Below are 25,033 nucleotides of genomic sequence, written 5' to 3'. Positions count from 1 at the left end.
CGAGCCGCGCCGTGTGCGCGGCCCGCAGCAGCTCCGCCTGCGGCACCGCGCCCGCCCCGTCCGCACCGGCTTCGAGTACGGCGGCCGCGGCGGCGCGAAGCGCGAGGGCGGCGGAGCGCTGCGCGGCATCGGCCGACTCGGACTCGCCCTGTTCGGGTGCGGGGCCGGCCGTCTGTGTGGCGAGATCTGTCGTCGCGACGCCGGCTGTGTCCGTGCCCCTTGGTCCGTGGGTGGCGGGAGCCGATTCCGGACAAGCGACCGCTTCCTGCGTGGCGGGGGCCGAATCCCGCTCGCGCACCTCGGAGTCGGTGTCGTCCGCGATCGGGGCCGACGAGGCGGCCGCCGCACGGTGGAGACAGTCCGGGGCCAGCAGGCAGCCGCAGCGGATGCCGTCGGCGCTGGTCACCGTGCCGGCAGGGGCGTGCAGTTCTAGGTCGGTGTCGTCGTCGACGGCGATGCGCACCGTGTCGCCGTCACGCACGGTGGGCCGGTCCGCCAGCTTGGCGATGCCCGCGTCGAGGCGCTTGCGCAGCCGGGGCGACAGCGCCGCGACGAGTCCGGCGGTCACGGACGGGGCGACCGACGGCAGATCCGGCCTCATACCCTGCGGCATGCCCTGGCTCGTGTCCTGCCTCATGTCCTGGCTCATGCGATCTTCTCCCCTACCCAGCGGGCGAGTTCGAGCGGACTGAGAGCGGCCACGGGCATGCCCGCCGAGACCAACTGGCCCGCCACGCCGGTGGAGTAGCGGGGGCGGCCCGCGTCGTCGAGGCTCGCGCAGCCCAGCACATGACAGCCGGCACCGACCAGGGCGCGGACCTCGGCGAGCAGCCCGCCGACCGGGTAGCCCTCCTCGAAGTCGCTGACGACCACGACGAGCGTGCGCGAGGGCACGGTCACCAGTTCGCGTGCGTGCCGCAGCCCGGCGGCGATATGGGTGCCGCCGCCGACCCTGACCTCCAGGAGGAGGGAGAGCGGATCCGCGACATGGTCGGTCAGGTCGATCACCTCGGTGGAGAAGGCCAGGAAGTGCGTGGACAGGGTGGGCACCCCGGCCAGCACCGAGGCGGTGAGCGCCGCCCAGATCGTGGACGGCTCCATGGACCCCGACACGTCGGTGACCAGGATCAGTCGCCAGTCGGCCGAACGCCGGGCGCGACTGCGGAAGACGGGCCGTTCGGGTACGACCCGGACCGTGCCGTCCGGCATCCTGCGGGCGGTGGCCAGGTTCGCCCGCAGGGTGCGGGGCAGGTCGAGGCCGCCGCCGGCGCGTCGGCCCGGGCGGGGCAGAGCGGTGCCGTGCAGCGCGGGGCGCAGCCGGGTCGCCAGCTGCCGGGTCAGGGCGTCCACCAGGCGCCGCACCAGCGGACGCAACGCCGCCAGCCGGGCCTCGGGCAGGCCGCCGGCGTGCCGCAGCACCGAGCGCAGCAGGTCGACCGACGGCCGTACGCTGTCCGGATCCAGCTCGGGGAACACGTCCGGCCGGCCGGACGCCGCAGCCGCCGCCAGCACCTCCTCCCGGATACCCGGGCCGAACAGCGCCGCCAGCTCCTCGGACCACTCCCGCACCCCGGGGTACGGCGCACCGCGCCCGCCACCGGATCCTGCGCCGCCCCGGCCGGAGAGATCTCCACGGCTGCCCTCGCCGTGTCCACTGCCGTACAACTCGTCCAGAGCGGTCGCCAGGCGCCGCGCCGGGCCGGGCAGTTGCCTGCTCCTGCGGCCCAGTACCAGACGCCATCGGTCGGCCGGGGCGAGCTGATGGTGGCCCTCAGTGATGCCGAGGGGGAGGGGCGGCGCGGAATCCTCGGTGTTCGTCACGGCGCCGGCCTCGAGGGCCTCGGTGGTCTCGGCGGACCGGTTTGGCGGGAGGAGTCCCAAGGCGGCCAGGGTCTCGCGGGCCGCGAGGTCGGCGCGGGTCCACGCGGCGAGGGTCGCGGGATCGACGCCGCCGGTGTCGTCCGGACGCTCTCCGCCCAGACGCTGCTCGACGGTGGCCAGCAGCCGGTCGCGGGCGGCCGGGCTGAGCGTGTCGAAGCCGCCGCGCAGCGCCGGCAGCCGGTCGAGGAAGTCCCGGTCGGACAACTCGGCGATCCGGCGCAGCAGCGGTTCCAGCGCGGGCGCCGCCGACTCCAGCAGCGGACCGGCCGCGCTCAGCAGACCGGTCAGCCGCGCGGTGAGCGCCGCCCGGGACCCGGCATCGCAGGCACCATCCACCCAGGAGGCGACCCGGTCGCCGAACGCCTGTGCCTCCTCGTGGCCCAGCAGCACCCGTACGGCTCCGGCGGCGCCCCGCATCAGCGGGGAACCGTCTGCCGCCAGCCGGGCGAGCGCGTCGGTGAGCCGTATGCCGCCCAGCGCGTCGGCGCGGTGGGCGAGTTCCAGCAGGGCGTGTGCGGCGGCCGGGTCCTCGGAGCCGGTGAGCCCGTCGACCTGGCGCACCGCGGCGGCGGTCAGCAGTCCGGCTACGGCGGCCGCCCGCACCCTGCGTTCCTCGTCCCTGCCGAGTCCGGGGATGTGCCCGGCCCGCAGCCGGTCCAACAGGGCGAGACCCGCAAGGAGTTCGGGCAGTGTGCCGGAGGTCGGCAGCACCTCGGCGGTGTCGGCCAGCCGCTCGTCCGCGAGCTCGGGCAGGCCGCATTCCGCCGCCTGTTGCAGCCCCCGCAGGGTCTGCGCCGCCGTGGGGCCGCCCTCGTCGCGCTCGACGCGTCGGTCTTCCCGCAGCACACCCTCGGCGGCCTGCGCCGGCGTGACTCCGCGCAGGCCGGCCGCGGTCAGCATGGCCGCGGTGGCCGGTGTCCAGCGCACCTCCCAGCGCGAGGTGAGCGCGTCGGCTCCGCCCGTGCCGGCGACCGCCTTCGGCTCGCCGTACGGCACCGCGCACACGGCCAGGCGCCGCAGCAGGAGTTCACGGCGGCGGTCCAGTTCCGAGCGGAGCGGGTCCAGGCGCAGGTCCCGCGCGGCCCCCTGACCCGAGTCCGCCGGGCCGGGCAGCCCCAGCTCGGCGAGTTCCGCCTCGACCGCCGGGGCCAGTCCGCAGCGCGGCGCGTCCGGGGCCGGGCGGCCGGTGCGCGTCCCGACGAGCACTCTCTCCATCGCCCGGGCCACGGCCCGGCCCCGGCCGTACGGCTCGCCCTGCGCGAGCACCGTCTGCACCGCCTCGACCAGCTCACCCCGCCCCGCCGCGGGCAGCCCCCGCAGCCGGGCGAGATCACCGGCCAGCCGCGAGATCTCCCGTGCGTCGGCGGGCCCGGAGGGATGGCCCAGCGCCCGCAACTCGGCGCACACCCGCACGGCGGCCCGCGTCAACGCGTCCTCCAGCGCGACCGGGTCACCGGCCGCGTCCAGCACCAGGTGCTGCCACTCCGGGTCACGGATGCCGGCCGGATAGCCGGAGCGCTCGTCGAGCAGGGCGTAGCTGTAGGGGATGAGGGAGGTCGTCCACTCCGGGGCGGGGCCCTGGGCTGTCCCGGCAGCGGGAGCCCGCGCCGCCGCCACGGCGTCTTCGCCGCCGGCCGGTTCCAGGAGCGCCGGGGCGTGGAAGGCGCCGACGAGCACGGCGGCGCGCTCCCCGTTCGCCGTGGCCGCGGCGAGGCACGATCGCATCCATCGCTCGCGCCGCAGGTCCAGCTCCGGCACCCCGCCCGAGGCCGACGCCTCCTCCCGCAGCGCCCACCCCGTCAACAGCGCGGCCCGCCGCAGTGCCTCCGGCGGAGAACCGGGAGCGGTGGCCTCGACGAGCCGGTCCCACAGGTCGTCACCTGGGCGGCCGGTGAGCCGAGAACGCAGGACCGAGGTGAGCCCGGCCGCGGCAGACCCGACGACGGACTCACTGACCGTGACCGCAGGGGCGCCGGGCGTTCCGGGCAGCTCGGCCGCGTGCGGGGTCGGGGTGGTGGGCGTCCCGGCGTACCCGTCGGTCTCCAACTCCCGTACTTCCGTCTCCCGGTCCGGCCCAGGCGCCCCCGTCCAGGCCCGGTCCGCCAGCGGCAGATCGCATGCGGTCACCGGTACCCCATGCCGCGCCGCCCAGCGCACGGCCACCAGTTCCGGAGAGAAGTCCGCGAAGGGATAGAACGCCGGGCCCCCGGTCCCGTCCCCTGGCGCGGCGGCGAGGGCGACCGGAGCCCTGGTCTCCTCGTGGGCGAGCCAGGGCAGCCAGTCCTGCATCTCGGCGGGGAGCTCGACCAGCAGCACCTCCGGCCGGGCCGCGTCCAGCAGCGCGGGCACGGCCGCGGCGAGGGAGGGCGAGTGGTGCCGTACTCCGATGAGACAGGGCACGCCGGGGTCGGTCAGGGCGGCTATGGCGGTTTCCGGATCGGCGAAAGCCGCAACGCCGGTCTCCGGGCCAGTGACGGCCACAGAGTCCGCCTCGGGACCGGCGACCGTCGCGGAGTCCGCCTCGGGACCGGCGATGGCCGAGGAGCCCGCGTCGGGATCGGCGATGGCCGTGGAGTCCGCGTCGGGATCGGCGATGGCCGTGGAGTCCGCGTCGGGATCGGCGATGGCCGTGGAGTCCGCGTCGGGATCGGCGATGGCCGTGGAGTCCGCCTCGGGACCGGCGATGGCCGTGGAGTCCGCGTCGGAATCGGCGATGGCCGAAGAGGCGACCCCCGGACCGGCCACAGCCGCGGAGCCCGCGTCGGGGCCGGGCTCCGGCACGGCCGACGCGGCGAGTGGAGAGACAGGGGACACGGCCGTCAGCCCTCCAGGACCGTGCGCAGGTCCCACAGTGTGCGCCAGGTGGCCGAACCCTGCTCGGCGCGGCGCCGGACCGGGCCGTCCCAGTAGCCGCGCAGCCGCGCCGCGTCCGCCGGGTCGTCCTTGCGTACGACGCCGAGCAGATGGCCGGGCAGCAGCCCCAGCACGTCCCGGTCACCCGGGAAATACGCCGCGGCCAGCCCCAGCGCGCCCGCCACGGACACGGCCTCCGCGGTGCTCATCACCGTGGACGGCCGCTCCACCTCCCAGCCCTCCGCCGACCGGCTCTCCCGCAGATCACGGAAGACGGTGACCAGGGCCTCCAGGACGGCGTCGTCCACCTGGAAGGGCGCACCCGCCCGTTCCACCGACGCCCGGGCCTGGCCGCGCACCAGTGCCGTCTCGGCGTCGAGGTCCGCGATGGGGCCGACCGTCTCGAAGTTGAAGCGGCGCTTGAGCGCGGCCGACATCTCCGAGACGCCCTTGTCCCGCAGGTTGGCGGTGGCGATGAGATTGAACCCCGGCGCCGCGTGCGCCAACGCGTCCTCGCCGCCCGCCAGTTCGGGTACGGCGATGCGCCGCTCCGACAGCAGCGACACCAGGGAGTCCTGCACCTCGGGCAGACAGCGGGTGACCTCCTCGACGCGGGCGATCGCACCCCGGGTCATCGCGGTGAGCACCGGCGACGGAACGAGTGCCTGCCGGCTGGGCCCCTGCGCGAGCAACAGGGCGTAGTTCCAGCCGTACTTGAGCTGGTCCTCGGTGGTACCGGCCGTTCCCTGCACGACCAGTCCGCTGGTACCGCACACGGCGGCCGACAACAGCTCCGACAGCATGGACTTGGCCGTGCCGGGCTCGCCGACCAGCAGCAGGCCCCGCTCACCGGCCAGCGTCACGACACACCGCTCGACCAACGCGCGGTCGCCGACGAACTTACTGGTGATCTCCAGCCGACGCGGCACGCCCTCCGGCGCCTCGGCGGCGTCGGGCAGCCGCAGCGCCCGGCCGCCGCTGCCCATGACGAAGGTGACGACGGCCCGGGGCGTGAGCCGCCACGCGGGCGGCCGGGGACCGGAGTCGTGGGCGGCGAGGAAGGCCAGTTCGACGGCGTACCGGTCCTCGGGCGGGACGATCTGACGGGTCGCGTCGGGCGCGAGTGCGGTGGTCATCGGCGGGATTCCTTCGAGGCGCTGCTGGAGGAGGTCGGAGGGGGCACGCGGCCGGACGGCGCGGCGAGAGCAGGGCGGCCGGCGGCCGGGGGGGCCGGGAACGGAGGGTGGGCGGCCCAGGAACGGGGGCGGGCGGACGCCGACGCGGAGGAGTCCGACGCGGAGGAGTCCGGCGCGGCGGAGCCCGGCCCGGCGGAGCCCGGCCTGGCGGATTCGGGCCCCTTGCACGCCGGCGCGGCGGATTCCGGCTCGAAGGACCCCGGCGCGGTGGGTTCCGGCCCGGTGGACGCCGGCCCGGTGGACGCCGACGCGGTGGAGCCCTGACCGGTGGAGTCCTGCCCAGTGGAGCCCAGCCCGTTGGACCCCGGCGCGGTGGAGCCTGATGGGGTGGAGCTCGGCCCGGTGGACGCCGGTGCGGTGGAGCTCGGCTCGATGGGCCTGGGCGCGGTCGAGTCTCGCCCGGTGGAGCCGGGCCCGGTCCATCTCGGCCTCATGGATCTGGGCGTGGTGGAGTCCCGTCCGGTGGAGTCCTGTCCAGTGGACCCCGGCCTGGCGGACCCCCGCCCGGCGGACCCCGGCCCGGCGGACCCCGGTCGCATGGACCCCGGCGCGGTGGAGCCCGGCCGCGCGGAGCCCGGCGCGGTGGACGTCATCGGCGTCGTCCCCCTCGGTTCGCGCGGGTGGTGAGCTGTTCGTACGCCGGGGCGTCGCCCTTCCGGACGCGGGTCCAGGCGCGCGTGAACAGCTCGGGAACCGGGACCAGGGGTATCGCGCGCTGGTGGCCCGGAATCGGGTACAGCCCCTCCTTCCAGGTCTCCACCGGCAGCGCGGGCGACTTCAGATCGCGCCAGCCGCCCGGCAGGAACAGGGTCCGCCCGGCGCGCGGCCGCTTGGCCTCCATCACCAGGTCGGTCGCGGCCAGTTCGGCACGGGCCTTCTTCAGGCGCGCGGGCTTCCAGCCCGTCCAGTGGGCGCAGTTGCGGTCCGTCGGATCCGGCAGGGCCAGCAACTGCAGGTAGAGCGCCGCCGCGTCCTCGCCCAGCCCGTGCGTGGCGGCCACCTCGGTGACGAGCGCGGGCACGCTGACCGCCGGGTCCTGGGCGTACCTCGTGGGGCCCTCGGTGCCGGCTGCGACCGCGCGGCCCAGCTCCTCGCCGAGGAGCGTGCGCAGCATGCGCAGGCCGTGGCCGCGCTGCGGACCCACCAGGCCTTCCAGGAGCCCGAACACCGCGTCGTCGGGCCCGGTCAGCCCGGCCGGCCGGACCAGGACGGTCTCCGTGTCGTGGTACGAGGGGCGCAGGGCGAGCGCCTCCCCGACCCGGGTCGTGCCGTACGCGTCCGCCCCGCCGGTCGCGGGCAGCCCGTACACCTTGCGCAGCTCCACGGCGGTGGGGCTGCCCTTCTCCGTGTACTCCACGTCCAGGCCGAGCATCAGCTCCGGGTCGGACATCCGGCGCCGCACCGCGGCGAGGCCCTCCGGCAGGACGGCACGCAACGGATGGCCGTACGGCAGGACGTACGCCAGTGCGGACAGCGCGCCGACGGCACCCGTCAGGGCGTAGCTGTTCGGCATCGCCTGGGGGTCCTCCGGGACGAGGTCCCCGTCCTTGTCCGGACGCAGGACCGTGGTGCGGCTCAGCCACGGTGTGAGGGACGGGTTGAGCACGTCCCCGGCGCCTCCGGCGCCCATACCGGACAGCTCGGCGCTGAGCTCCTCCGGCAACCGGACCAGCGAGCCGAACTGCTCGGTCCACGCGCGTCCCGCGGCCTCCGTGTCCGGTCCCCTGGTCCACAGGGCGGCGGGGTCTTGCGGCAGCAGCGCGCCCATCAGCGCCGCCCGCCGTTCCACGCCCAGGCCCTGCAGCAGCGCCGCGCCGAAATCCCGCTGCCGGGGCTTCAGCCCGATGGCGGCGAGGGCCTCGGTGCCGGGCGCCTGCGGCAGCCCGGCGAGCAACACGGTGGACTGCAGCGGGCCCAGCGCGCCGCCGGTCGCCGCCTGAAGCCCCTCAGGCGCCGCCGGCTGCCAGGGAGCGGCACCCTTGTCGCGGATCAGGCGGGTGACGGCGGCGAGGTCCCCGGCCGAGATCGTCGGGGCGTACGTGGTCTCCTGCTCCAGCGCGAAGTGCGCGACCGCGCCGAACGCACCGGACGGATCGTGGTCCAGCGCCAGCCACTCGACCCGCTCCCGCCGCATGTCGACACCGCGGGAACCGAGGATCACCACCGTGCGCCCGGCCCGGCGCAGCACCTGCCCGGTGCGCTGCTGCTGCTCCTCCTGCGGTTCGCTGAGCACGACCTCTCGCAGTGCGCCACCGGCCTCGACGAGCGAACCCTCGGCCAGGGCCTCGGCCAGCAACAGCAGCGGCTCTCGCTCATCGTCGGTCAGTACGGGCGAGGCGGCCCGGTACATCAGCGCCCGCAGGGCGCCCAGGACCGGCGGCCACACCATGCCGATCGCCGGGACCGTGTGCTCCTCGCTGGTCCAGCCGTCCGTGAGGGCGCCGATGCGGGCCAGTCCGGGCAGGGGCTTGCCGTCGGCGGGCTTGCCGGACAGCACGTGGTTCACCGCGCGGATCTGGCGGAGGATGCTCCACCGCTCGCCGTACCATCCGCCGCGCAGCCCGACGACACCGGACACGGCGGAGTACAGGGCGCGGTCGTCACCGAGCCCGGGGCTGTAGTCGGCGAACATGCCCTCGGTCCGGTTGCGCGCCCGCATCGGCCTCTCCTTCGGGGGAGTCGCGAAGGCGGTGGCCGAGTCGGCGATGCGCAGTGCCGACCTGACCAGCGCGGTCACGCCCATGCGCAGCCGTTCGTCCGTCAGGTCCGCCAGGACGTGCTCGACGGCCTTCAGCGTGACGGCGTCCGCGGTCGGCACGGCGGCCTTGGCCGTCTCGTCCGAACCGGCCGCCTTCAGGGTCTCCTGACGAACCGTCAGCGCCTCGGCCGTGAGCCGCAGCAGCTCCGCGGCCTGTTCGTCGGCCAGGGCACGCAGCATTGCCGAGCCTTGTTCGTCGCGCGGGCGCAGCGCGTGCCAGAAGGGCAGCGGGGGGACGAGCCGGGTGCCGGCGGCGTACTCACCGCCGCGGTCGTTGGGCGACAGCCTGCCCAGCAGGCCGGTGTGCGAGGTGTCGTCGTCCGCGTACAGCCCGATCGTGCCACCCGACTGTGCTCGGTAGCCGCCCAGTTGGGCGACGACCGGCTCCGCGCCGCCAGGCAGTCGCAGCGCACCGTAGGGAACCCCCACCCGGCCGTCGTGGTCCACCGCGACCGACACGCTCCGCCCGTCCGGCGTCCCGGCCGTACGGCGTTCATCGGCGCCCTCGCCCTCCCTGCGCACCCAGCGCCCCAGCACCGTACCGTCGGTGCCGAACGGGCTGTGCTCCAGGCCCGGTTGCAGCGGCAGAACCTCGCACACACCGTGCAGCAGTTCGGTGTCCTCGCGGACGGCCGAGCGCAGCAGCGCAGGCAGCGATGCGCGGCCGTGCGTGCCGGTGACCGGGTCGTACTCCAGCCACACGGTCTGCCTGCCCTGCCGGCCCTGGCGCCACAGGGTGGTGCCGTCGCCGATGATCGCGCGGCACGGCGGCAGGTCCGTGTCCCCCGCGTGCAGGGTGCGGCCGCCGGTGGCCCGTCCGCCGGCGGCCAGCGGGATCGACGGGACGACCGCCTCCTGCCCGGACCACCAGGAGGGCAGCTGCTCGCCGCCGAGCTCGAACACGTCGGCGGGCCGCGCGGACCAGTAGCCGTACTGCTTGCCGGCGTTCCGCCACATCACGAGCAGTTCCCCGTCCACGAAGCGGAAGCGGGGGCGCTGCCAGCGGTCCAGGTCATGGGGCAGACGCAGGTCGTGGTCGAGCAGGATCCGCTCCGGGCCGACGACGACCGCCCTGCGCCCGCGGCAGAGGATCAGCGCCGGCCAGGCCTCGTGCACGGCCACCGAGTTGTCCTCGCCCTTCCTGTTCTGACCGTCGAGCAGCGTCAGCGCCTCGTCGAGGGCGGGCCAGCCCAGCTCGTCGAGGACGCCCGCCCGCAGGGTGCGGCCGAGCAGCGGCGCCACCTCGCGGCCGGCCACGCGGGCGACCGCGTCCGGCGCGAGCTCGGCGGCGATCAGCCGGAAGGGACGCAGCCGGTCCAGCGCCGCACGGGCGCCCGGCAGGCCCGCCGCGCACGTGAAGTCGCCGACGGCCTCCTCCAGCCACTCCCGAAGCACCCCGGAGAGGACCGGATGGGCGGCGACCGACTTCAGCATCTGTTCGCTGCGCTGATGGCCGCCGACCCTGTCCACGGCCTGGTGCAGCAGGCGCCGCAGCCGGGGGTCGGCCGCGACGGCAGCCAGGTCGCGCCGGCCGGCGCGGGTGTCCAGCAGCCACTCGGGCAGCGGCAGATACACGCGGACGTCGGCGCCCGGCAGCGTCAGCGGAATGCGCTCGGCCGCGCACAGGTCCAGCAGATCGAGATCGGCGCCCGCGTGCCAGCGTCCGGTGCACAGGTCCACCGGACGGCCGGCGGCCCGCAGCAGCGGAGCCATGCGCGCGACCAGCGCGAGCGTGGCCGGACAGCGGCGCGAGTACGAGCCGCCGTGCTTGCGGAAGGACGCCCAGCGGGTCAGCCAGTCCGCCGGATCGGCGCCGTGCCCGGCCGCCGCCGACTCGTCCGTCAGCAGTCGGTCGGCCCCGGTCTCCGCGAGCAGGGTCAGCCAGAACTCCTCGTCCTCGGCGTCCCGGCCCAGACCGGCGGGCATGATCTCCAGCAGCCGCAGCCGGATCTCCGGCCGTTCCTCGGCGAGCACCGACAGCACCGCGCGGTAGGCCGTCCAGAAGGAGCGGGGCGCGCGGACCGCGGCGGGGGAGGCGATCAGGTCGGCGACCAGCGCGCACTCCTCCGTGACCCGGGGCAGGCCCGCCGCCTTGATCAGGCCCCGCGCATCCTGCGGCAGCGAGGCGTAGGGAGGCATCCCGGCCGCACAGCGCTCCACGATCAGCTGCCGGAACTGCGCCCAGGCCGCGGCCGGTTCGAGCCGCCCGGCGAGGTCCCGCACATGCTCCTTGAGGGCCTTCACGGTCAGCGCACCGGCGAAGGCGAACTCCAGGAAGACCGCGCGCTGCCGCTCCTCGTCCACCGCGAGCGCGTGCACCCGCTCGGCCTCCCGGGCCTTGCCGAAGAACGCGGCGGCGTACGTGGTGTTCTCGTGCTCCAGGAAGACCCGCGCGGCCTGTTCGTAGAACGTCGGCAGGAAGTGCGGCACCGTCCGGCCCAGCCGCTCGCCGAGTGCCTCGAAACCCTCCTTGGCAGTGCCCGGACGGGACTTGGCCTGCCTCGCCAGCCGCTCGACGTCCTTCACCAGCGCGAGCGCGTGATGCCCGTTGGCCGGGTCGTTGACCAGCGCCCAGGCCGGGAAGCCCAGCGTCTCCCGGCGCACCTGCCCCACCTCGGGCGCCTGGGGCTCACGGGCGAGGCCCAGGAACTCCAGCGACAGATCCTCCGCCTCGCCCAGCGTGTCCGGTACCAGGCGGATCACCTGCCGGCCGTCGAGGGCGGGGTGCGTGTACGCGCGCACGGTGAGGCTGTCGGCGTCCTCGCGCGCGGTGCTGCCCGGCGGCAGGACGGCTCCGGCGTCCAGCAGCGCGGCCACCGTGGTCTCGTCGTAGGTCATGCCGCCCGCTCCTCGTCCTCGATGTCCCGCCCCGCGTACAGCGCGGCCGCCATGCGCATGCCCTCCGACCAGGCCACCGGGCCGACCTGACCGGCCTTCAGCACCCGCCCGGCGGGGTCCGACCAGACCAGCGGGCCGGTCTCGGTGTCCATGTAGCCGTCGTAGTCGCCGACCCACACGCGGGCCTCGACACCCCGGCCGTCCTCCAGGACGGGGCAGACGGCGTACCCACCGCGCACCCGGTAGCCGAGCTGGGCGGCCCGGCCGTGCAGGAAGCGCAGCTCCTTGAACGAACCGCCCGCGTAGTCCTCGACCTCGGTCGCCTCCGCGTCGAGCGCGGCCGGCCGGTGCCAGACCTCGCGGAAGAGTTGCTGCCCGCCCTGCTCGACACCCAGCTCGACGGCGAACTCCCGCAGCTCTTCGAGGTCTTCGAGCAGGACCGGGTGCGGGATGCGGACGAGGTCGGGCGCGATGCGTACGGTGTCGCCGTCGAGGTCGACCAGACCCAGGCCGCGCTCCGGATCGGCGTCCCGCAGGAAGCCGGCGACCTGCCCGTCGGCACCGGTGACCACGAGGTCGCGCAGCGCTGCCTGCCAGGCGGGGTCGGGCCACACGCGCGTGACGACGGCGAGCGGCACCGGCAGCGAGCGGACCATCCACCGCTCGGCCGTGGCCAGGCACTGCCGTTCGTGCCGCTCCAGCCACTCGACGAGCTGCCTGAGGCCCACGACCGCCGGATCGTCGGCGATCTTCGGTGGCACCGACTTCAGCCGCCGTCCGGATGCGTTGCGGCACACCACCTTCCCGCTGTCCAGGGCGACTTCGTAGTCACCCGCCGACACCCACCCCATACGTGCCTCCCGCACCCGTGTTGATCAAGTGACGGGAACTGTAGGGCAGGCCACTGACAACGCCCTCCGGCGGCCGGAGGGCGTTGTGGAAAATCGGTTCTGGGGAGGCGGGGCGCTCCGGAGAGGACCGCTCCAGGAGGGCGGCGGTGGATCAGCCGCGCCCGGTGGCGCGCTCCTGCTTCTCCTTCTTCTGCTGCTTGATCCGCACAGTCTCCCTGCGGACCTCGGCCTGGGTGGCGCGCTCCTTCTCCAGCCACTCGGGCCGCTCCTGCTTGAGCGCCTCGATCTGCTCGGTGGTCAGCGGCTCGGTGACCCCGCCGCGCGCGAGGCCGGCGATGGACACGCCGAGCTTCGCCGCGACCACCGGACGCGGGTGGGGACCGTTGCGCCGCAGCTCGCTCAGCCACTCCGGCGGGTTCGCCTGCAGCTCGTTCAGCTCGGCGCGCGTGACGACGCCCTCCTGGAACGAGGCGGGGGTGGCGGGGAGGTACACACCCAGCTTCTTCGCCGCGGTCGCGGGCTTCATCGTCTGGGTGCTCTGCTGCGAACTCATGGGGTCAAGGGTATCGGCCGCGTGCCGGGCCGCCGACCACGGCCGGTAACCTGGCCTGGTGACAGGCTCGGAGGAATCACCGTCGTTCCGGCTCGCGTACGTACCCGGAGTGACCCCCGCCAAATGGGTGAGGATCTGGAACGAACGCCTGCCGGACATCCCGCTCACCCTCACCCAGGTCCCGGCCGCCGAGGCGCCCGAGGTGCTGCGCGCCGGTGAGGCCGACGTGGGCCTCGTACGGCTCCCCGTGGACCGTACGTTCTTCAGCGCGATTCCCCTCTACACCGAGACCACGGTGGTCGTCGTCCCCAAGGACCACCTGATCACGGCCGCGGACGAGGTGACCCTGGCCGACCTCGCCGACGAGGTGCTCTTCCACCCCCTGGACGACGTCTTCGACTGGGACAGCCCGCCCGGCGAACCTGCCTTCGAGCGCCCGGCGACGACAGAGGACGCGATCGAGCTGGTGGCCGCGAACGTCGGCCTCCTGGTCGTGCCGCAGTCCCTGGCCCGCCTCCACCACCGCAAGGACCTCACCTACCGCCCCGTCACCGACGCCCCCCAGTCGAGCGTCGCCCTGTCCTGGCCGGAGGAGGCCACCACCGACCTGGTGGAGGACTTCATCGGCATCGTCCGGGGCCGTACCGTCAACAGCACGCGAGGCCGCACCAACCCTCCGGCCGAGCAGCAACGGAAGCGCCCGGAGGCGAGCGGCACCCGGCAGAAGCCGGCGCAGAAGCCGACGGCCCGCACCCCGCGCGCCCGCACGGCGGGCGGCAAGCAGACCCCGAAGCGGGGCAAGCCGCGCCGGAGGTCGTGAGGGGGCGGGGCGGCGGCTTCGACCGCGCCGGTCCCGGACGCCGACAGCGCCTTGCGGCGCGAGGCGGGAGCGTGGCGGAGCGGACGCGACCCCGGGAAAGCGGGCCCGGGCCCGGTCCGAGCCCGTCGGCACCGAGCCCGTCGGCACCGGGTCCACCGGCACCGGCTCCACCGGCACCGACTGCGGCTGCCGCGTCGGCCGGTCACCCGGACGGGCGCGGCTCGCGCCGCATCGGGCTTCGGCGGGCGTGGGTTCTGCGGGGTTCGGCAAGGTTCGGCGAGGCGGGCCTCGGGGGTGCCGAGCGCGCAGTGCAGGCGCCTCGGGTGCCGACCGGCGCCCCCGGCAACGCTCTCAGGGCGCCGTTCCGGCGACGCCGATCGCGGGATGCCCGGCAGTCTCACGCGCGCGGATCCACTGCCGCCCGTGCCGGAGCCACGCCGGCCGGCCACCCAGAGTGCCCAGCGGCCCTTTCTGCCACGCGGCGAGGGCGAGCACCGAGTGCCGAGGCCATGCGCCCCGGGGCCTGGCACACACTCTGTGCCGCAGGACGGAATGCCACACGGGTGCAGCCGCTCCCGGCGTCCCGGCCCACGTCGTACGACCGAGGCCGCGCGCCCTGCCCCACGGAGCCGTGCCGATATGCAACGGCGCCGGGCCCGCAACCGCGCTCCCTGCCGTTGCGCGCCGTCGGCGCCCTGCCGTCATGACCCTCCGCGCCCGCCCGGCCACCGGCCCCTACACCCTCTCCCGCGCCGCCTCCCTCTCCTGCTCCGGCTGCTGACGGACCCGGCGTTCCCGCAGGTCGGCGATGGCCAGGCAGAGGGCCAGCAGGATGATGCCGACCGAGGTGAGCAGGCCGTACTGGAGCGCGGTCGCGGGGCTGCCGTGGCCGGTCAGGTGGGCGAAGTACACCGAGCCCACCACGGCGACACCGGCCGCCGAGCCGATGCGCTGCGCGGTCTGGAGCACCCCGCCCGCGGCCCCGCCCCGCCGTACGGGCACGAGGGACAGGGTGAGCGTGGTGTTGGGGGAGATGGTCAGGCCGGAGCCGATGCCGGCGACGAGCAGCGGGAATGCGGCCGCCCAGGCCACGCCCCGCCCCGGTACCCAGTGCACGGCCGCGATGACGCCGCACATCCCCGCCGCCACCGTGCACAGCCCGGCGATGACCAGCTTGCGCCCGAAGCGCACCACCAGACGGCCGCCCGCAGCGGCGCCGGCCGCCGAGCCCGCCGCGAACGGCATGGAGGACAGGCCGGCCGCCAGCGCGCCGTAGCCCATGCCGTTCTGCAGGAACAGGGTGTAGACGAAGAACAGCGTGGTGAAGCCGCCGAAGTACACCAGGCTCAGCAGCGCGCCCAGCGAGAAGGAGCGCAGCGAGAAGAGCCGCAGGTCGACCAGTGGTGCCCGGCCCCGCCGCCCCTGGCGCCGCTCCCACGCCAGGAACGCGGCCAGCAGCCCCGCGCCCACCGGGAGCAGAGCCCACTTCAGCTGTCCGTGCCACTGCTGCTCCTGCACCAGGGGCAGCATCAGGGCGAGCACACCCGAGCCGAGGAGCAGCACGCCCGGCACGTCGAAGCACTCGCGCTTGCCCGGTGAGCCGGGGGAGTGGGGCAGCAGCCGCAGGGCCGCGCAGAAGGCGGCCACCCCGATGGGCAGGTTGACGTAGAACACCCAGCGCCAGCCGTCGGGGCCGCCGGCCGCATGGATCAGCAGGCCGCCCGCGAGCGGGCCGACCGCCGTGGAGATGCCGATCGTGCTGCCCATGATGCCGAACGCGCGGGCCCGCTCCGCGCCCTGGAACATCTGCTGGATCAGCGCGGAGGTCTGTGGCGCGATCAGGCCCGCGGACGCTCCTTGGACCAGCCGGAACAGCACCAGCCACGCGGCACCGGCGGACAGCCCGCAGGCCGCCGAGGCGAGCGTGAACAGCGCGAGCCCGGTCAGGAAGGTCTGGCGCCTCCCGCGCATGTCACCGAGCCGCCCTGCCGGGACCAGGGTGAGACCGAGGGTGAGGGCGTAGCCGGACATCACCCACGACAGCTCGGCCGTACTGGCGTCCAGTCCGCGCTCCACGGAAGGCAGCGCCACGTTCACGATCGAGGTGTCCAGCAGGGTCATGAAGGCCGCGGTCAGACAGACAGCGAGCGCTTTCCAGCGTCGGTCGTGCGGGGCCGGCCCGGCCCGGTCTGTGGTCATGGGATCACGCTAGGCAGCCACCGCCTCCCGCGCACGGCAGGAACGCCCAAGCAGGATGGGGCCGGCCGGTGCAGGTGCTGCTCGGTGGGACCGCACCGTGGCGCGCAGCCACGCGTACGCAGGTCGCTCGTGCGCTCCACCATGCCGAGCGTCAGGTGCGCGCCGCCCGGCCGATCGACTCCACCAGGGGCAGCAGCCGGTGCGGGACGCGCTCGCGCAGCGCCACCTCGGTACGCGTGCGTACCACGCCCGGCAGGCTGATCAGTTTCTGGATGACGTCCTCCAGATGGGCGTTGTCCCGGCCCACCACCCGGGCGAGCAGATCGCCGCCGCCCGTGATCGAGAACGCCTCCACGATCTCCGGTACGGCGGCCAGCGCGTCCCCCACGTCGTCCAGGTGGCCCTGGGTGACCTCGATGTGCACGAACGCCAGCACCGGATGGCCCAGGGCGGCGGGGGAGAGGGAGGGCCCGGTGCCGGTGATCACGCCGTCCCGCTCCAGCCGGTCCAGCCGGGCCTGGAGCGTGCCGCGGGCGACGCCGAGGATGCGGGCGTACTCGCGCACGCTGGTGCGCGGCTGTTCCAGGAGCAGTCGCAGAATGCGGGTGTCGAGTTCGTCCACGGCCATGATGTTCGACTGTACCAATGGCCCAGCGGGCGTACCTCCGCCTGTGCCGCCCGACCTGGTCCGTTGGCCCTCCGTCCGGCGCGGCCGTGTCCGCATGGCTGGGCCAATGGTCCAGTAATTCGGGTCTCGCTTGAGCCAGTGACCTCGGTGATGCTCTCATGGAGACGTCGATGGCGCTGCGGAGACCCGTGGCGCCTTTTCTGTGCCGGTGTTCCGTCCGGTTTACAGGGGAGGGCAGCAGTGCTGAAGAGGATGTTCGTGGCTCCGGACCCGGGGCGGGCGCGGTTGCGCTTCGCCGCGCGTGCCGTCCTCGGCATCGGCCTCGCGGTCGTCGTCTGCTTCCTCGCCGGTCAGTCCGTCATCGGCGCGGTCACCGGCGGCCTCGCGGCCCTCCTCGCCCTGTTCACCGTCGCCGACCCGACCGTGCGCGGACAGGCCGTCACCACCGCACTGCTGCCCGCCGTGGGGGTGCCGGTGCTCGCCGCCGCGGCCGAGCTGCACGCCGTGCCCGTCGCGCGCGACCTCGTCTTCCTGGCCGTCGTCGGCGCCGGCGTGTACGCGCGCCGCTGGGGTCCGCGCGGGCACAGCCTCGGCGTGTTCGCCTTCATGACCTTCTTCGTGGCCCAGTTCCTGCACGCCACCCCGGCGCAGCTGCCCGAGCTGTACGCCGCCGTCCTGCTGTCGGTGCTCAGCGCGGCCGCGGTCCGCTTCGGCGTGTGGTGCTACGAGCGCCGGCTGCCCCCCGCCGCCGTACCTTCCCCGCCCGCCGGGCGCGGCCTGGCCCGGGTCACCACGCGGCAGGCCGTCCAGGCGACCGCCGGCGCGGGATTCGCGCTGCTCGTCGGCCAGCTGGTCTCCGGGCAGCGCTGGTACTGGGCCGTCGGCGCCACCTGGTGGATCTTCGTCAACACCGCCTCGCGCGGCGAGACCCTGGTACGCGGCTTCCGCCGGGTCCTCGGCACGGTGATCGGCATCTGCCTGGGCTTCCTCGTCGCCGTCCCCGTGGGCGGCGCGCCGGTCCCGACGGCCGTCCTGCTCGCCGTCGCCGTCTTCGGCATCTTCTACACGGCCGCCGTGTCCTACACCTGGATGATGCTCTGCGTGACCCTGCTCGCCGAACTGCTCTACGGCCTCCTCGGCGTCCTGAGCCCCGGCCTGCTCGCGCTGCGCCTCGCCGAGACCGGTGTGGGTGCGCTCGGCGCCGCGCTCGCCGTGCTGTTCCTCCTGCCGGTCACCACCCACGCCATCACGGACGCCTGGATCCAGCGCGCCCTGCGCTGCGTCCACGCCTGTACGGCAGAGGCGGCCGCCCGGCTCGCCGGGTCCGCCACGGCGGACCCGGCGCCCCGCGTCGCCGAACTGGAGCAGCTGCTCGGCCGGGTCCGGCTCGCCGTGGCCCCGCTGGTGCACCCGCTGAACCCGATGCCGGCCCGCAAGCGGCGCGCCCGCCGGGTCCTCGCGCTCCTCGACGACTGCGCGCGCGAGGTGCGTGGCCTGGTCGCCGTCGCCGCCGATCCCGAGGCCTCGCACGACGCCCGCCTTGCCGCGGCCTGCTGGCGGGTGGAGTCGGCCGTCGAGGCGCTCACCGAGGGCCGGTGGGAGCCCGTCCGCAGCCCCGCCGAACCGCCCGCCGAGCCCGCCCTGGCCCACCTGCACGGCCTGGAACGCGCCCTCGCCGACCTGGCCGAACCCCTGCGAGCCCCGACGGGGTCGCGACTGGTGGGGGCCTGAGCCGGGCACGGTTGTGGTGGCACGGGCGGGCACTCAAGGTATGGACACGGGCCCGAGGCAGATACCGGGCCGGGCGGCGACGGCGATGACACGGCCCCGTTTCAAAAGAACCGCCGACAAGCCCCGCCCCTTGGTCTAGACCGGCCGTGATCGGCTGCTACCGTCGGCCCCGGACGGGGTCGACCGAGAGGGGACAGCGGTGGCACAGGACGGCAGGCCCGGCAGGCGCCGGGCCTTCATCGGCTCGTTCACGGCAGCGGGCGGCCCCGGACTCGTGACCGCCGAGGTCGCGCCTGAGGGCGGCCGCCTCCTGCTCGGCACCGCGGTGAACGACTTACCCGACCCCTCCTACCTGCTCCTGTCGCCGGACGGGGCCACGCTGTACACCGTCAGCGAGACGGCCGAGGGGACCGTCGCCGCCTACCGCGTCGAAGGCGACCGGCCGGAACTCGCCGGGCCGCCCGTGCGGGTCGACGGCAGCGGACCGACCCACCTCGGCCTGTACGCCGGGCACGTGCTGACCGCCAACTACGGCTGCGGCAGCGTCACCGCCGTGCCCGTACGTCCGGACGGCTCTCTCGCCGTCAAGCCCTCGGGGCGGCTCCAGCACACCGGCTCCGGCCCGCACGACCGGCGCCAGCGCGGTCCGCACGCCCACCAGGTGCAGCCCGACCCGAGCGGCAGATGGGCCGTCAGCGTCGACCTCGGCACGGACTCGGTGCGGATCTGCACCCTCGAGGACGGCGTTCCCGCCCTGCACCGCGAGTTCGCCCTGCGTCCCGGCTCCGGCCCGCGCCATCTGGCCTTCCATCCGGACGGCGCGCACGCCTACGTCGTCAACGAACTCACCCCCACGGTGACCGTGTGCCGCTGGGACGCCGAGGCCGGTTCCCTCAAACCGCTGGCCGAGGTCCCCGTGCTGCCCGGCGCCCCGGCCGGCGACGCCTATCCGTCCGGGATCGTGGTCTCGCCGGACGGCCGTTTCGTGTGGACCGCGACCCGCGGCGAGGACGTCCTGTCGATCCTCGCCGTCGAAGGCGATGCGCTCCGGCTGATCGGCACGGTGCCCTGCGGCGGGCAATGGCCGCGCGCACTCGCCGAGCACGACGGCTTCCTCTACGCGGCCAACGAGCGCTCCGGCGACGTGACGTGGTTCGCCGTGGACGAGGCGACGGGGCTGCCCCGCTACGAGGGCTGCGTGCGGGTCGCCGCGGCCTCCTGCGTCGTCTTCGGCTGAGCGGCTGAACGGCCCGCGAGAACAGGGCGTCAGGCAAGGCGAAGGGCCCGCTCCCGGGTGGGGGAGCGGGCCCTGTGACGTACGGGTGCCGAGGGGGTCGGCGTGGCTCAGCGGACCGGCATGCCCTGCGGCTGCGGCGGGGCGATGCCCAGCGTCGTCGTGTACTTGGCGAGGGCGAGCTTGCCGATCGCCGGGTACGCGCCCAGCGCCTCGGCCGTGGCGCAGCCCGCCTCCTCGGCGGCCGCCGCCAGCAGCGCCGGGTCGATCTCCGGGCCGATCAGGTACGGCGCCAGGGCCAGCTGCTGCGAGCCCGAGGAACGCAGCTGCTCGGCGACGGAGGAGATCGAGCCCTCCTGGTCCAGGGCCGCCGCCATCACCGGCACGGCGAGGCGCGCGGCGAGCAGCATGCCGGTGATCCCGGCCGCCTGCACGGCCTCCTCGCCGCCCACGGACGCCAGGATGATGCCGTCGGCGGCGGTGGCCACGGTGAACAGGCGCGCCCGGTCGGCGCGGGCCAGCCCCGCCTCGGACAGCCGCACGTGCAGCGCCTCGGCGAGCAGCGGGTGCGGGCCGAGCACGTCGGTCAGATCGGCGGCGACCCGGCTGTCCATCACGGACTGGCGGATCTGCCGCAGCAGGGAGCTGTCCGGACCGGCCAGCAGCGGGACGACGACGGCGACCGGGCCGTCGGGCTCCTTGACCCCTTCGACCCCGGCGGCGACGGCCTGCTCGTAACGGGCCGTGCGCTCCTCGGCCGCGCGCACCAGCACGGACCGGAGCGTGGGGAACTCGGCGTCGTCCCCGTCCAGGTATCCGATCCGGGCGTCCAGGCCGGGCAGCTCGGAGCGGGCGATGCTCACGACCTCCTCGGCGAGGGCGCGCGTGGCGGCGCTGGGCGCACCGGGCACCGCGAGGGCGAGCGCGGGCGCACCCTCGGGAGCCACCAGCGGTTCCGGTCGGCGGTGCCGTCCGGGCTGGCGGGGTCGCGGCATTCGTACTGGCAGGCCGGACTCGGGCCCAGTGGGGGTGCTCATGGCGCCGCATGTTACTGGCTTCCTGGGTTACTCCGTTCGGGGAGGGTGCAGGTGAGCGGTATCCGTCCGGTTTTGTCTGATGAGTTACGAGCCGTTGACATGTGTTGCGGGCACGTGCCGGGAACATGGGCTGACAAAGTGACCACAAGGAGGAACAATCCGCTTTTGCGGCACCTCAGTCACCCGGCGCGGGGACCACGTGGAGCATGGTCGGTTCACCCGGCAGGGTGAGCCGACCGGCCGCGAGGTCGCCCGCGATCCGTACCGAGCCATGCAGGGGATCGCCCTCGGCCGGTACCTGCCGAGCGTGCGGCAGCCTGCTCGCCAACTCCTCCCGCAGGGGTGTGAGCAGGGGCTCGCCCAGCCGGAACAGGCCGCCGGTGAGCGCCACTCGAGGCTCCCCGTCCGCCGGGCACACGGCCGCGACGGACTCGGCCATGTGCCGGGCCGCGGCGCGCAGGATGCCCGCGGCGACCGGGTCGTGGGCGGCGCACGCGGCCACCCGGGGGGCGAACGAGGCCAGTACGGCCGGCCGGTCGGAGCGCGGGTAGAGCTGCCCCGGCAGTCCGCGCACCGGCCCGAACTGCTCCTCCGCGCAGGCCAGCAGCGGTGCGGAGCCGCCGTCCCGGCCGTCGTGGGCGCGCAGCGCCGCCTCGAGGCCGGCCCGCCCGATCCAGGCGCCGCTGCCGCAGTCGCCGAGCAGATGACCCCAGCCGTCGGCCCGGCGCCAGGCCTTGAGCTCGGTGCCGACCGCGATCAGCCCGGTACCGGCGGCGAGCACCGCGCCCGGACGTGGGCCGAGGGCACCGACGTAGGCGGTGACGGCGTCGGCGGCGAGCGCCACCCGCCTCACGCCCAGCTCGCGGGCCAGGGCGCCCGGCAGTTCGGCACGCAGGGCGTCGCCCAGGGTGGCGAACCCTGCGGCGCCTACGACAGCCGTGTCCAGCCCCTCCACTCCGGCCTCCGCTGCGGACGCGCGGGCCAGCGGGACGAGTTGGGCCATCAGATGGGCGGGATCGATGCCCCGCTCACCGGTGCGGACCGGCTCCCGCGACTCCCGCTGGGCGGCGGGCGCCCGGCCCGGCATGCCGACGGCGACCCGGAGACCGGAGCCTCCGGAGTCCACCGCCAGAAAACCGGGGACGGTCACGGCAGTCGCCAGTCCACCGGCTGTCCGCCCTGCTGGATCAGCAGGTCGTTGGCCCGGCTGAACGGGCGCGAGCCGAAGAAGCCACGGTCGGCCGACATCGGTGAGGGATGCGCGGACTCCACCGCCGGCAGACTGCCCAGAAGCGGACGCAGATTGCGGGCGTCCCGGCCCCACAGGACGGACACCAGCGGCTTGCCGCGCGCCGCCAGAGACCGGATCGCCTGCTCGGTGACCTCCTCCCAGCCCTTGCCGCGGTGGGCGCCCGGGCTGCGCGGAGCCGTGGTCAGCGCCCTGTTGAGCAGCAGCACGCCCTGCTCGGTCCAGGGAGTGAGGTCCCCGGTGGACGGCTGGGGCAGCCCCAGGTCGGTGTTGAGCTCGCGGAAGATGTTGATCAGGCTGGGCGGCAGCGGGCGTACCTCGGGCGCGACCGAGAACGACAGGCCCACCGCGTGCCCGGGGGTCGGATACGGGTCCTGACCGACGATCAGGACCCGTACGTCGTCGAAGGGCTGCTGGAAGGCCCGCAGGACATGGGGTCCGGCCGGGAGGTAGGTGCGTCCCGCGGCGATCTCCGCGCGGAGGAAGTCGCCCATCGCGGCGATCCGTTCCGCGACGGGTTCGAGGGCCTTCGCCCAGCCCGGTTCGACGATTTCATGCAAGGGTCGTGGTGCCACGGGCGTCACCCTACTGCCGGACGCGGCCCGCTGATCAACCGATGGCCGAAGCCCGACGGAGACGCCCCTGCGGCCGGATCGGCCCGTGTCAGCCGATCACCGCCGCCCGCACGCACAGTACGTCCGGCAGATGCGACGCCAGCTGCTGCCAGCTGTCGCCGTCGTCGGCCGAGGCGAACACCTCGCCGTTGCGGTTGCCGAAGTAGACACCCGCCGGGTCGGCGTCGTCGGTGCACAGGGCGTCCCGCAGCACCGTGCCGTAGTGGTCCTCCTCCGGCAGACCCTTGGCCAGCGGCTCCCAGGTCCGGCCCGCGTCCGTGGTGCGGAAGACCCGGCAGCGGTGCTCGGCGGGGACCCGGTCCGCGTCCGCATTGATCGGGAACAGGTACGCCGTGTCGGCCCGGCGCGGATGGGTGGCCACCGCGAAGCCGAAGGTGGACGGCAGGTCCGCGCCGATGTCGGTCCAGTGCGCGCCCGCGTCGTCGCTTCTGTACACACCCCAGTGGTTCTGCAGATACAGCCGGTCCGGGTCGCCCGCATCCTTGGCGATCTTGTGCACGCACTGGCCGAACTCCGGGTTCGGATCCGGCAGGAACACCGCGGACACCCCGGAGTTGGACGGCGCCCAGCTCGCACCGCCGTCGGTGGAGCGGAACACCCCGGCCGTGGAGACGGCGACGGTCACCGCGCGGGGGTCGCGGGCGTCGGTGACCACGGTGTGCAGGCCCTCACCGCCGCCGCCCGGCACCCACCGCGAGCGCGTCGGATGCTCCCACAGCGGCCGGACCAGTTCGAAGCTCTCGCCGCGGTCCTCCGAGCGGTACAGCGCCGCCGGTTCCGTGCCCGCGTACACCACGCCGGGCTCCGCGGCGGCCGGGTGCAGCTGCCAGACGCGCTCCAGGGAGGCGCCGGTGTCCTGGGGGAACTTGACGGCCGGCTGCGGCGGTTCGGTCCAGGTGCGGCCGAGGTCGTCGGAGTGGAAGACCGACGGGCCCCAGTGGGCGCTGTCGCCGCCCGCCAGCAGTCGCGGCCGGTCCCCGCGGGTGTCGATCGCGACCGAGTAGACCGCCTGCGCGTTGAAATACGGACTGTCGTCGAACTCCCAGGCGCCGCCGCCCCTGCGCCGCCCGATGAAAAGGCCTTTGCGGGTGCCCACCGCCAGCAGTACCTCGGTCATGCCGATCACCTCCGGGACGCCTTCGTCCAGGTAGTCGTGAGACACGTAGTCGTCAGTTATCGGCCAGTCTGCACCCCACCACTGACAGTGACCCCCGGGGTGCACGTTTACGCAGGTCACGGCGGTGTCGTCGGCCTGTGACGAAGATCCGCCCGGGCCCGTTGCGGCATGCGCCTGCGCGCGAGAGGCGTCTCGTGCGACCGTCGGGGAGACGGCTCGTCGTGAGCATCGGAGCGATCTCCCGCGTATGGGAGGGCGGTCCGGCCGGTCGGTGCGCTCGTGAGGAGGATGCCTTTGAAGGCGTTCCGTGGTCCGAAGGTGTGGCTGTGGCGCTGGCGGCGCAACCCGCTCAAACGCCGGGCCGACGTGGTGGAGGCCTGGGTGCTGCTCGGCGCCTGGCTGCTGACCGTCCTGGCGGGGATCTCGGCCGGCCTCGTGGCGACCGGGTCGGTGGAGCACGGACTCGCCAGAGAGCGGGCGGCCTGGCGTCCCGTCGTCGCCCATGTGAGGGGACGGGCCCCCGGAACCTCCCCCATGCACCGCCATGCCTCCGCCGGTGAACGCGTCTGGGCCAAGGTGGGCTGGACCATGGCCGACGGCTCCGCGCACACCGGCCAGGTCCGGGTGCCGCCCGGCAGCAAGTCGGGCACGCCGGTCACGGTCTGGACCGACCCGCAGGGCCGGCTCGTCGGCCGCCCCGCCTCCGTCGCCGAGGGCGCCTTCCGGGGCACCCTGATCGGCTGCCTGGTGGGCGTGAGCGCGGCGGCCGTCCCCTTCGTCGGCGGCCTCGCCCTGCGCGGCCGTCTGGAACGCCGCCGCATGCGCGCCTGGGACACGGAGTGGGCACGGCTCGGACCGCAGTGGGGCCGGATGGTCTGACCACGGCTGGATCGCTCGCCGACGCCGCCGAGGCCAACATGGCCGAGTTCCACCGCAACCCGTGCTGGAACCACGTGCGTTGGAGCGTCGCCGTCTTCGAGGCGGACGGCTCCGGTTCCGTACCCGTGCGATGATTCCGTACCCGTGCGATCGGGAGAGTGCCTGCCCTCAATCCGCTAGCACCTCGTCAGCACCTCCCGGCACGCGCTCAGCAGTGCCTCGTCCTCCGGTATGCCCTGCCCGCCGCCTCCGGCCCCATGGGTCAGGTGGCGGCGCGGAGCGGACAGTTCCGCTTCTGCCAGATGCCGTAGCGGCGCTGCGGACGGACCCATGGCGGTCAGGCACCGGGCGATCGGACGACGGGTGTGCGGGGCCTTTTCCCAGGCCTCCCGGAACACCGGCAGGACCGGCTCCGGATCCGCGTCGATGCGCCACAGCGCGCACGCGGCCGGCACCCGGTCCGGCACGGACCGCGACCGGGCCATGCGGCGATAGCAGAGTCGGGCACAGCCGGGTTGAGCTCGTCGGACACGTGATCCTCCTCGATACGCCATGTGATCTCCCCCGGGGCCCG

17 protein-coding genes and 1 pseudogene are annotated in these 25,033 nt (G+C 74.8%); 5 read left to right on the top strand and 13 right to left on the bottom strand.

Annotation, left to right across the window (positions count from 1 at the left end):
• The 3 genes and pseudogenes from ABT288_RS42580 to ABT288_RS42570 all read right to left on the bottom strand — a co-directional run.
• Positions 1–601: pseudogene (locus ABT288_RS42580) on the bottom strand (hypothetical protein); the annotation flags it as partial.
• Between the two features lie 44 nt (positions 602–645).
• Complete coding sequence (locus ABT288_RS42575; RefSeq protein WP_351620197.1) at positions 646–4,362, bottom strand: DUF5682 family protein; 3,717 nt, start codon at positions 4,360–4,362, stop codon at positions 646–648.
• 338 nt (positions 4,363–4,700) lie between these two features.
• The gene (locus ABT288_RS42570; RefSeq protein WP_351620191.1) at positions 4,701–5,870 is read right to left on the bottom strand and encodes an ATP-binding protein; all 1,170 of its coding nucleotides are present in this window, start codon (positions 5,868–5,870) and stop codon (positions 4,701–4,703) included.
• A 387-nt stretch (positions 5,871–6,257) separates the two neighbouring features.
• Here ABT288_RS42570 and ABT288_RS42565 point away from each other — a divergent pair, with 387 nt between their 5' ends.
• Positions 6,258–6,557 (top strand): hypothetical protein, encoded by a 300-nt coding sequence (locus tag ABT288_RS42565; protein ID WP_351620188.1) that lies wholly within the window; start codon positions 6,258–6,260, stop codon positions 6,555–6,557.
• On the opposite strand, the gene ABT288_RS42560 is transcribed toward ABT288_RS42565, so the two are convergent.
• The 3 genes from ABT288_RS42560 to ABT288_RS42550 form a co-directional block, all read right to left on the bottom strand.
• On the bottom strand, positions 6,520–11,526 hold the full coding sequence (locus tag ABT288_RS42560) for a hypothetical protein (RefSeq protein WP_351620185.1): 5,007 nt from the start codon (positions 11,524–11,526) through the stop codon (positions 6,520–6,522). The two genes, ABT288_RS42565 and ABT288_RS42560, sit on opposite strands and share 38 nt — an antisense overlap.
• Entirely contained in the window at positions 11,523–12,377 is an 855-nt protein-coding gene (locus ABT288_RS42555; RefSeq protein WP_351620182.1) for a DUF4132 domain-containing protein, read from the bottom strand. Before ABT288_RS42555 ends, ABT288_RS42560 begins: the two co-directional genes overlap by 4 nt.
• Before the next feature lie 151 nt (positions 12,378–12,528).
• The gene (locus ABT288_RS42550; RefSeq protein ID WP_351620179.1) at positions 12,529–12,930 is read right to left on the bottom strand and encodes a DUF5997 family protein; all 402 of its coding nucleotides are present in this window, start codon (positions 12,928–12,930) and stop codon (positions 12,529–12,531) included.
• Between the two features lie 58 nt (positions 12,931–12,988).
• Here ABT288_RS42550 and ABT288_RS42545 point away from each other — a divergent pair, with 58 nt between their 5' ends.
• Positions 12,989–13,750, top strand: a complete 762-nt coding sequence (locus tag ABT288_RS42545) for a LysR family substrate-binding domain-containing protein (protein ID WP_351620176.1) — start codon at positions 12,989–12,991, stop codon at positions 13,748–13,750.
• Between the two features lie 735 nt (positions 13,751–14,485).
• On the opposite strand, the gene ABT288_RS42540 is transcribed toward ABT288_RS42545, so the two are convergent.
• Complete coding sequence (locus tag ABT288_RS42540) at positions 14,486–15,949, bottom strand: MFS transporter (RefSeq protein WP_351620173.1); 1,464 nt, start codon at positions 15,947–15,949, stop codon at positions 14,486–14,488.
• Between the two features lie 151 nt (positions 15,950–16,100).
• Positions 16,101–16,577 (bottom strand): Lrp/AsnC family transcriptional regulator, encoded by a 477-nt coding sequence (locus ABT288_RS42535; protein ID WP_351620170.1) that lies wholly within the window; start codon positions 16,575–16,577, stop codon positions 16,101–16,103.
• A gap of 240 nt (positions 16,578–16,817) precedes the next feature.
• On the opposite strand from ABT288_RS42535, the gene ABT288_RS42530 reads away from it, so the two are divergent.
• The gene (locus tag ABT288_RS42530; RefSeq protein ID WP_351620167.1) at positions 16,818–18,308 is read left to right on the top strand and encodes an FUSC family protein; all 1,491 of its coding nucleotides are present in this window, start codon (positions 16,818–16,820) and stop codon (positions 18,306–18,308) included.
• 199 nt (positions 18,309–18,507) lie between these two features.
• Positions 18,508–19,545, top strand: a complete 1,038-nt coding sequence (locus tag ABT288_RS42525) for a lactonase family protein (protein ID WP_351620164.1) — start codon at positions 18,508–18,510, stop codon at positions 19,543–19,545.
• A gap of 107 nt (positions 19,546–19,652) precedes the next feature.
• Here the strand turns inward: ABT288_RS42525 and ABT288_RS42520 are convergent, their stop codons facing one another.
• The 4 genes from ABT288_RS42520 to ABT288_RS42505 form a co-directional block, all read right to left on the bottom strand.
• Positions 19,653–20,579 (bottom strand): sirohydrochlorin chelatase, encoded by a 927-nt coding sequence (locus ABT288_RS42520; protein WP_351620161.1) that lies wholly within the window; start codon positions 20,577–20,579, stop codon positions 19,653–19,655.
• Positions 20,580–20,754: 175 nt separating this feature from the next.
• Positions 20,755–21,666 carry an N-acetylglucosamine kinase gene (locus ABT288_RS42515; RefSeq protein WP_450860278.1) on the bottom strand — a complete coding sequence of 304 codons (912 nt, stop codon included), beginning with the start codon at positions 21,664–21,666 and terminating at the stop codon, positions 20,755–20,757.
• A 59-nt stretch (positions 21,667–21,725) separates the two neighbouring features.
• The gene (locus tag ABT288_RS42510; RefSeq protein ID WP_351620155.1) at positions 21,726–22,403 is read right to left on the bottom strand and encodes a uracil-DNA glycosylase; all 678 of its coding nucleotides are present in this window, start codon (positions 22,401–22,403) and stop codon (positions 21,726–21,728) included.
• Between the two features lie 88 nt (positions 22,404–22,491).
• Entirely contained in the window at positions 22,492–23,580 is a 1,089-nt protein-coding gene (locus ABT288_RS42505) for a WD40/YVTN/BNR-like repeat-containing protein (protein ID WP_351620194.1), read from the bottom strand.
• 288 nt (positions 23,581–23,868) lie between these two features.
• Between ABT288_RS42505 and ABT288_RS42500 the strand changes: the two genes are divergently transcribed.
• Positions 23,869–24,459, top strand: coding sequence for an Rv1733c family protein (locus ABT288_RS42500; RefSeq protein WP_351620152.1), 591 nt, complete (start codon positions 23,869–23,871; stop codon positions 24,457–24,459).
• Positions 24,460–24,635: 176 nt separating this feature from the next.
• Here the strand turns inward: ABT288_RS42500 and ABT288_RS42495 are convergent, their stop codons facing one another.
• Positions 24,636–24,944, bottom strand: coding sequence for a hypothetical protein (locus tag ABT288_RS42495; protein ID WP_351620149.1), 309 nt, complete (start codon positions 24,942–24,944; stop codon positions 24,636–24,638).
• Positions 24,945–25,033: the final 89 nt, after the last annotated feature.

Origin of the sequence: Streptomyces sp. NPDC001093 (genome assembly GCF_040298985.1) — a bacterium.
Classification (GTDB): domain Bacteria; phylum Actinomycetota; class Actinomycetes; order Streptomycetales; family Streptomycetaceae; genus Streptomyces.
The sequence above is the reverse complement of the archived record's forward strand: the minus strand, read 5'-3'. Positions and strand labels throughout refer to the sequence as shown.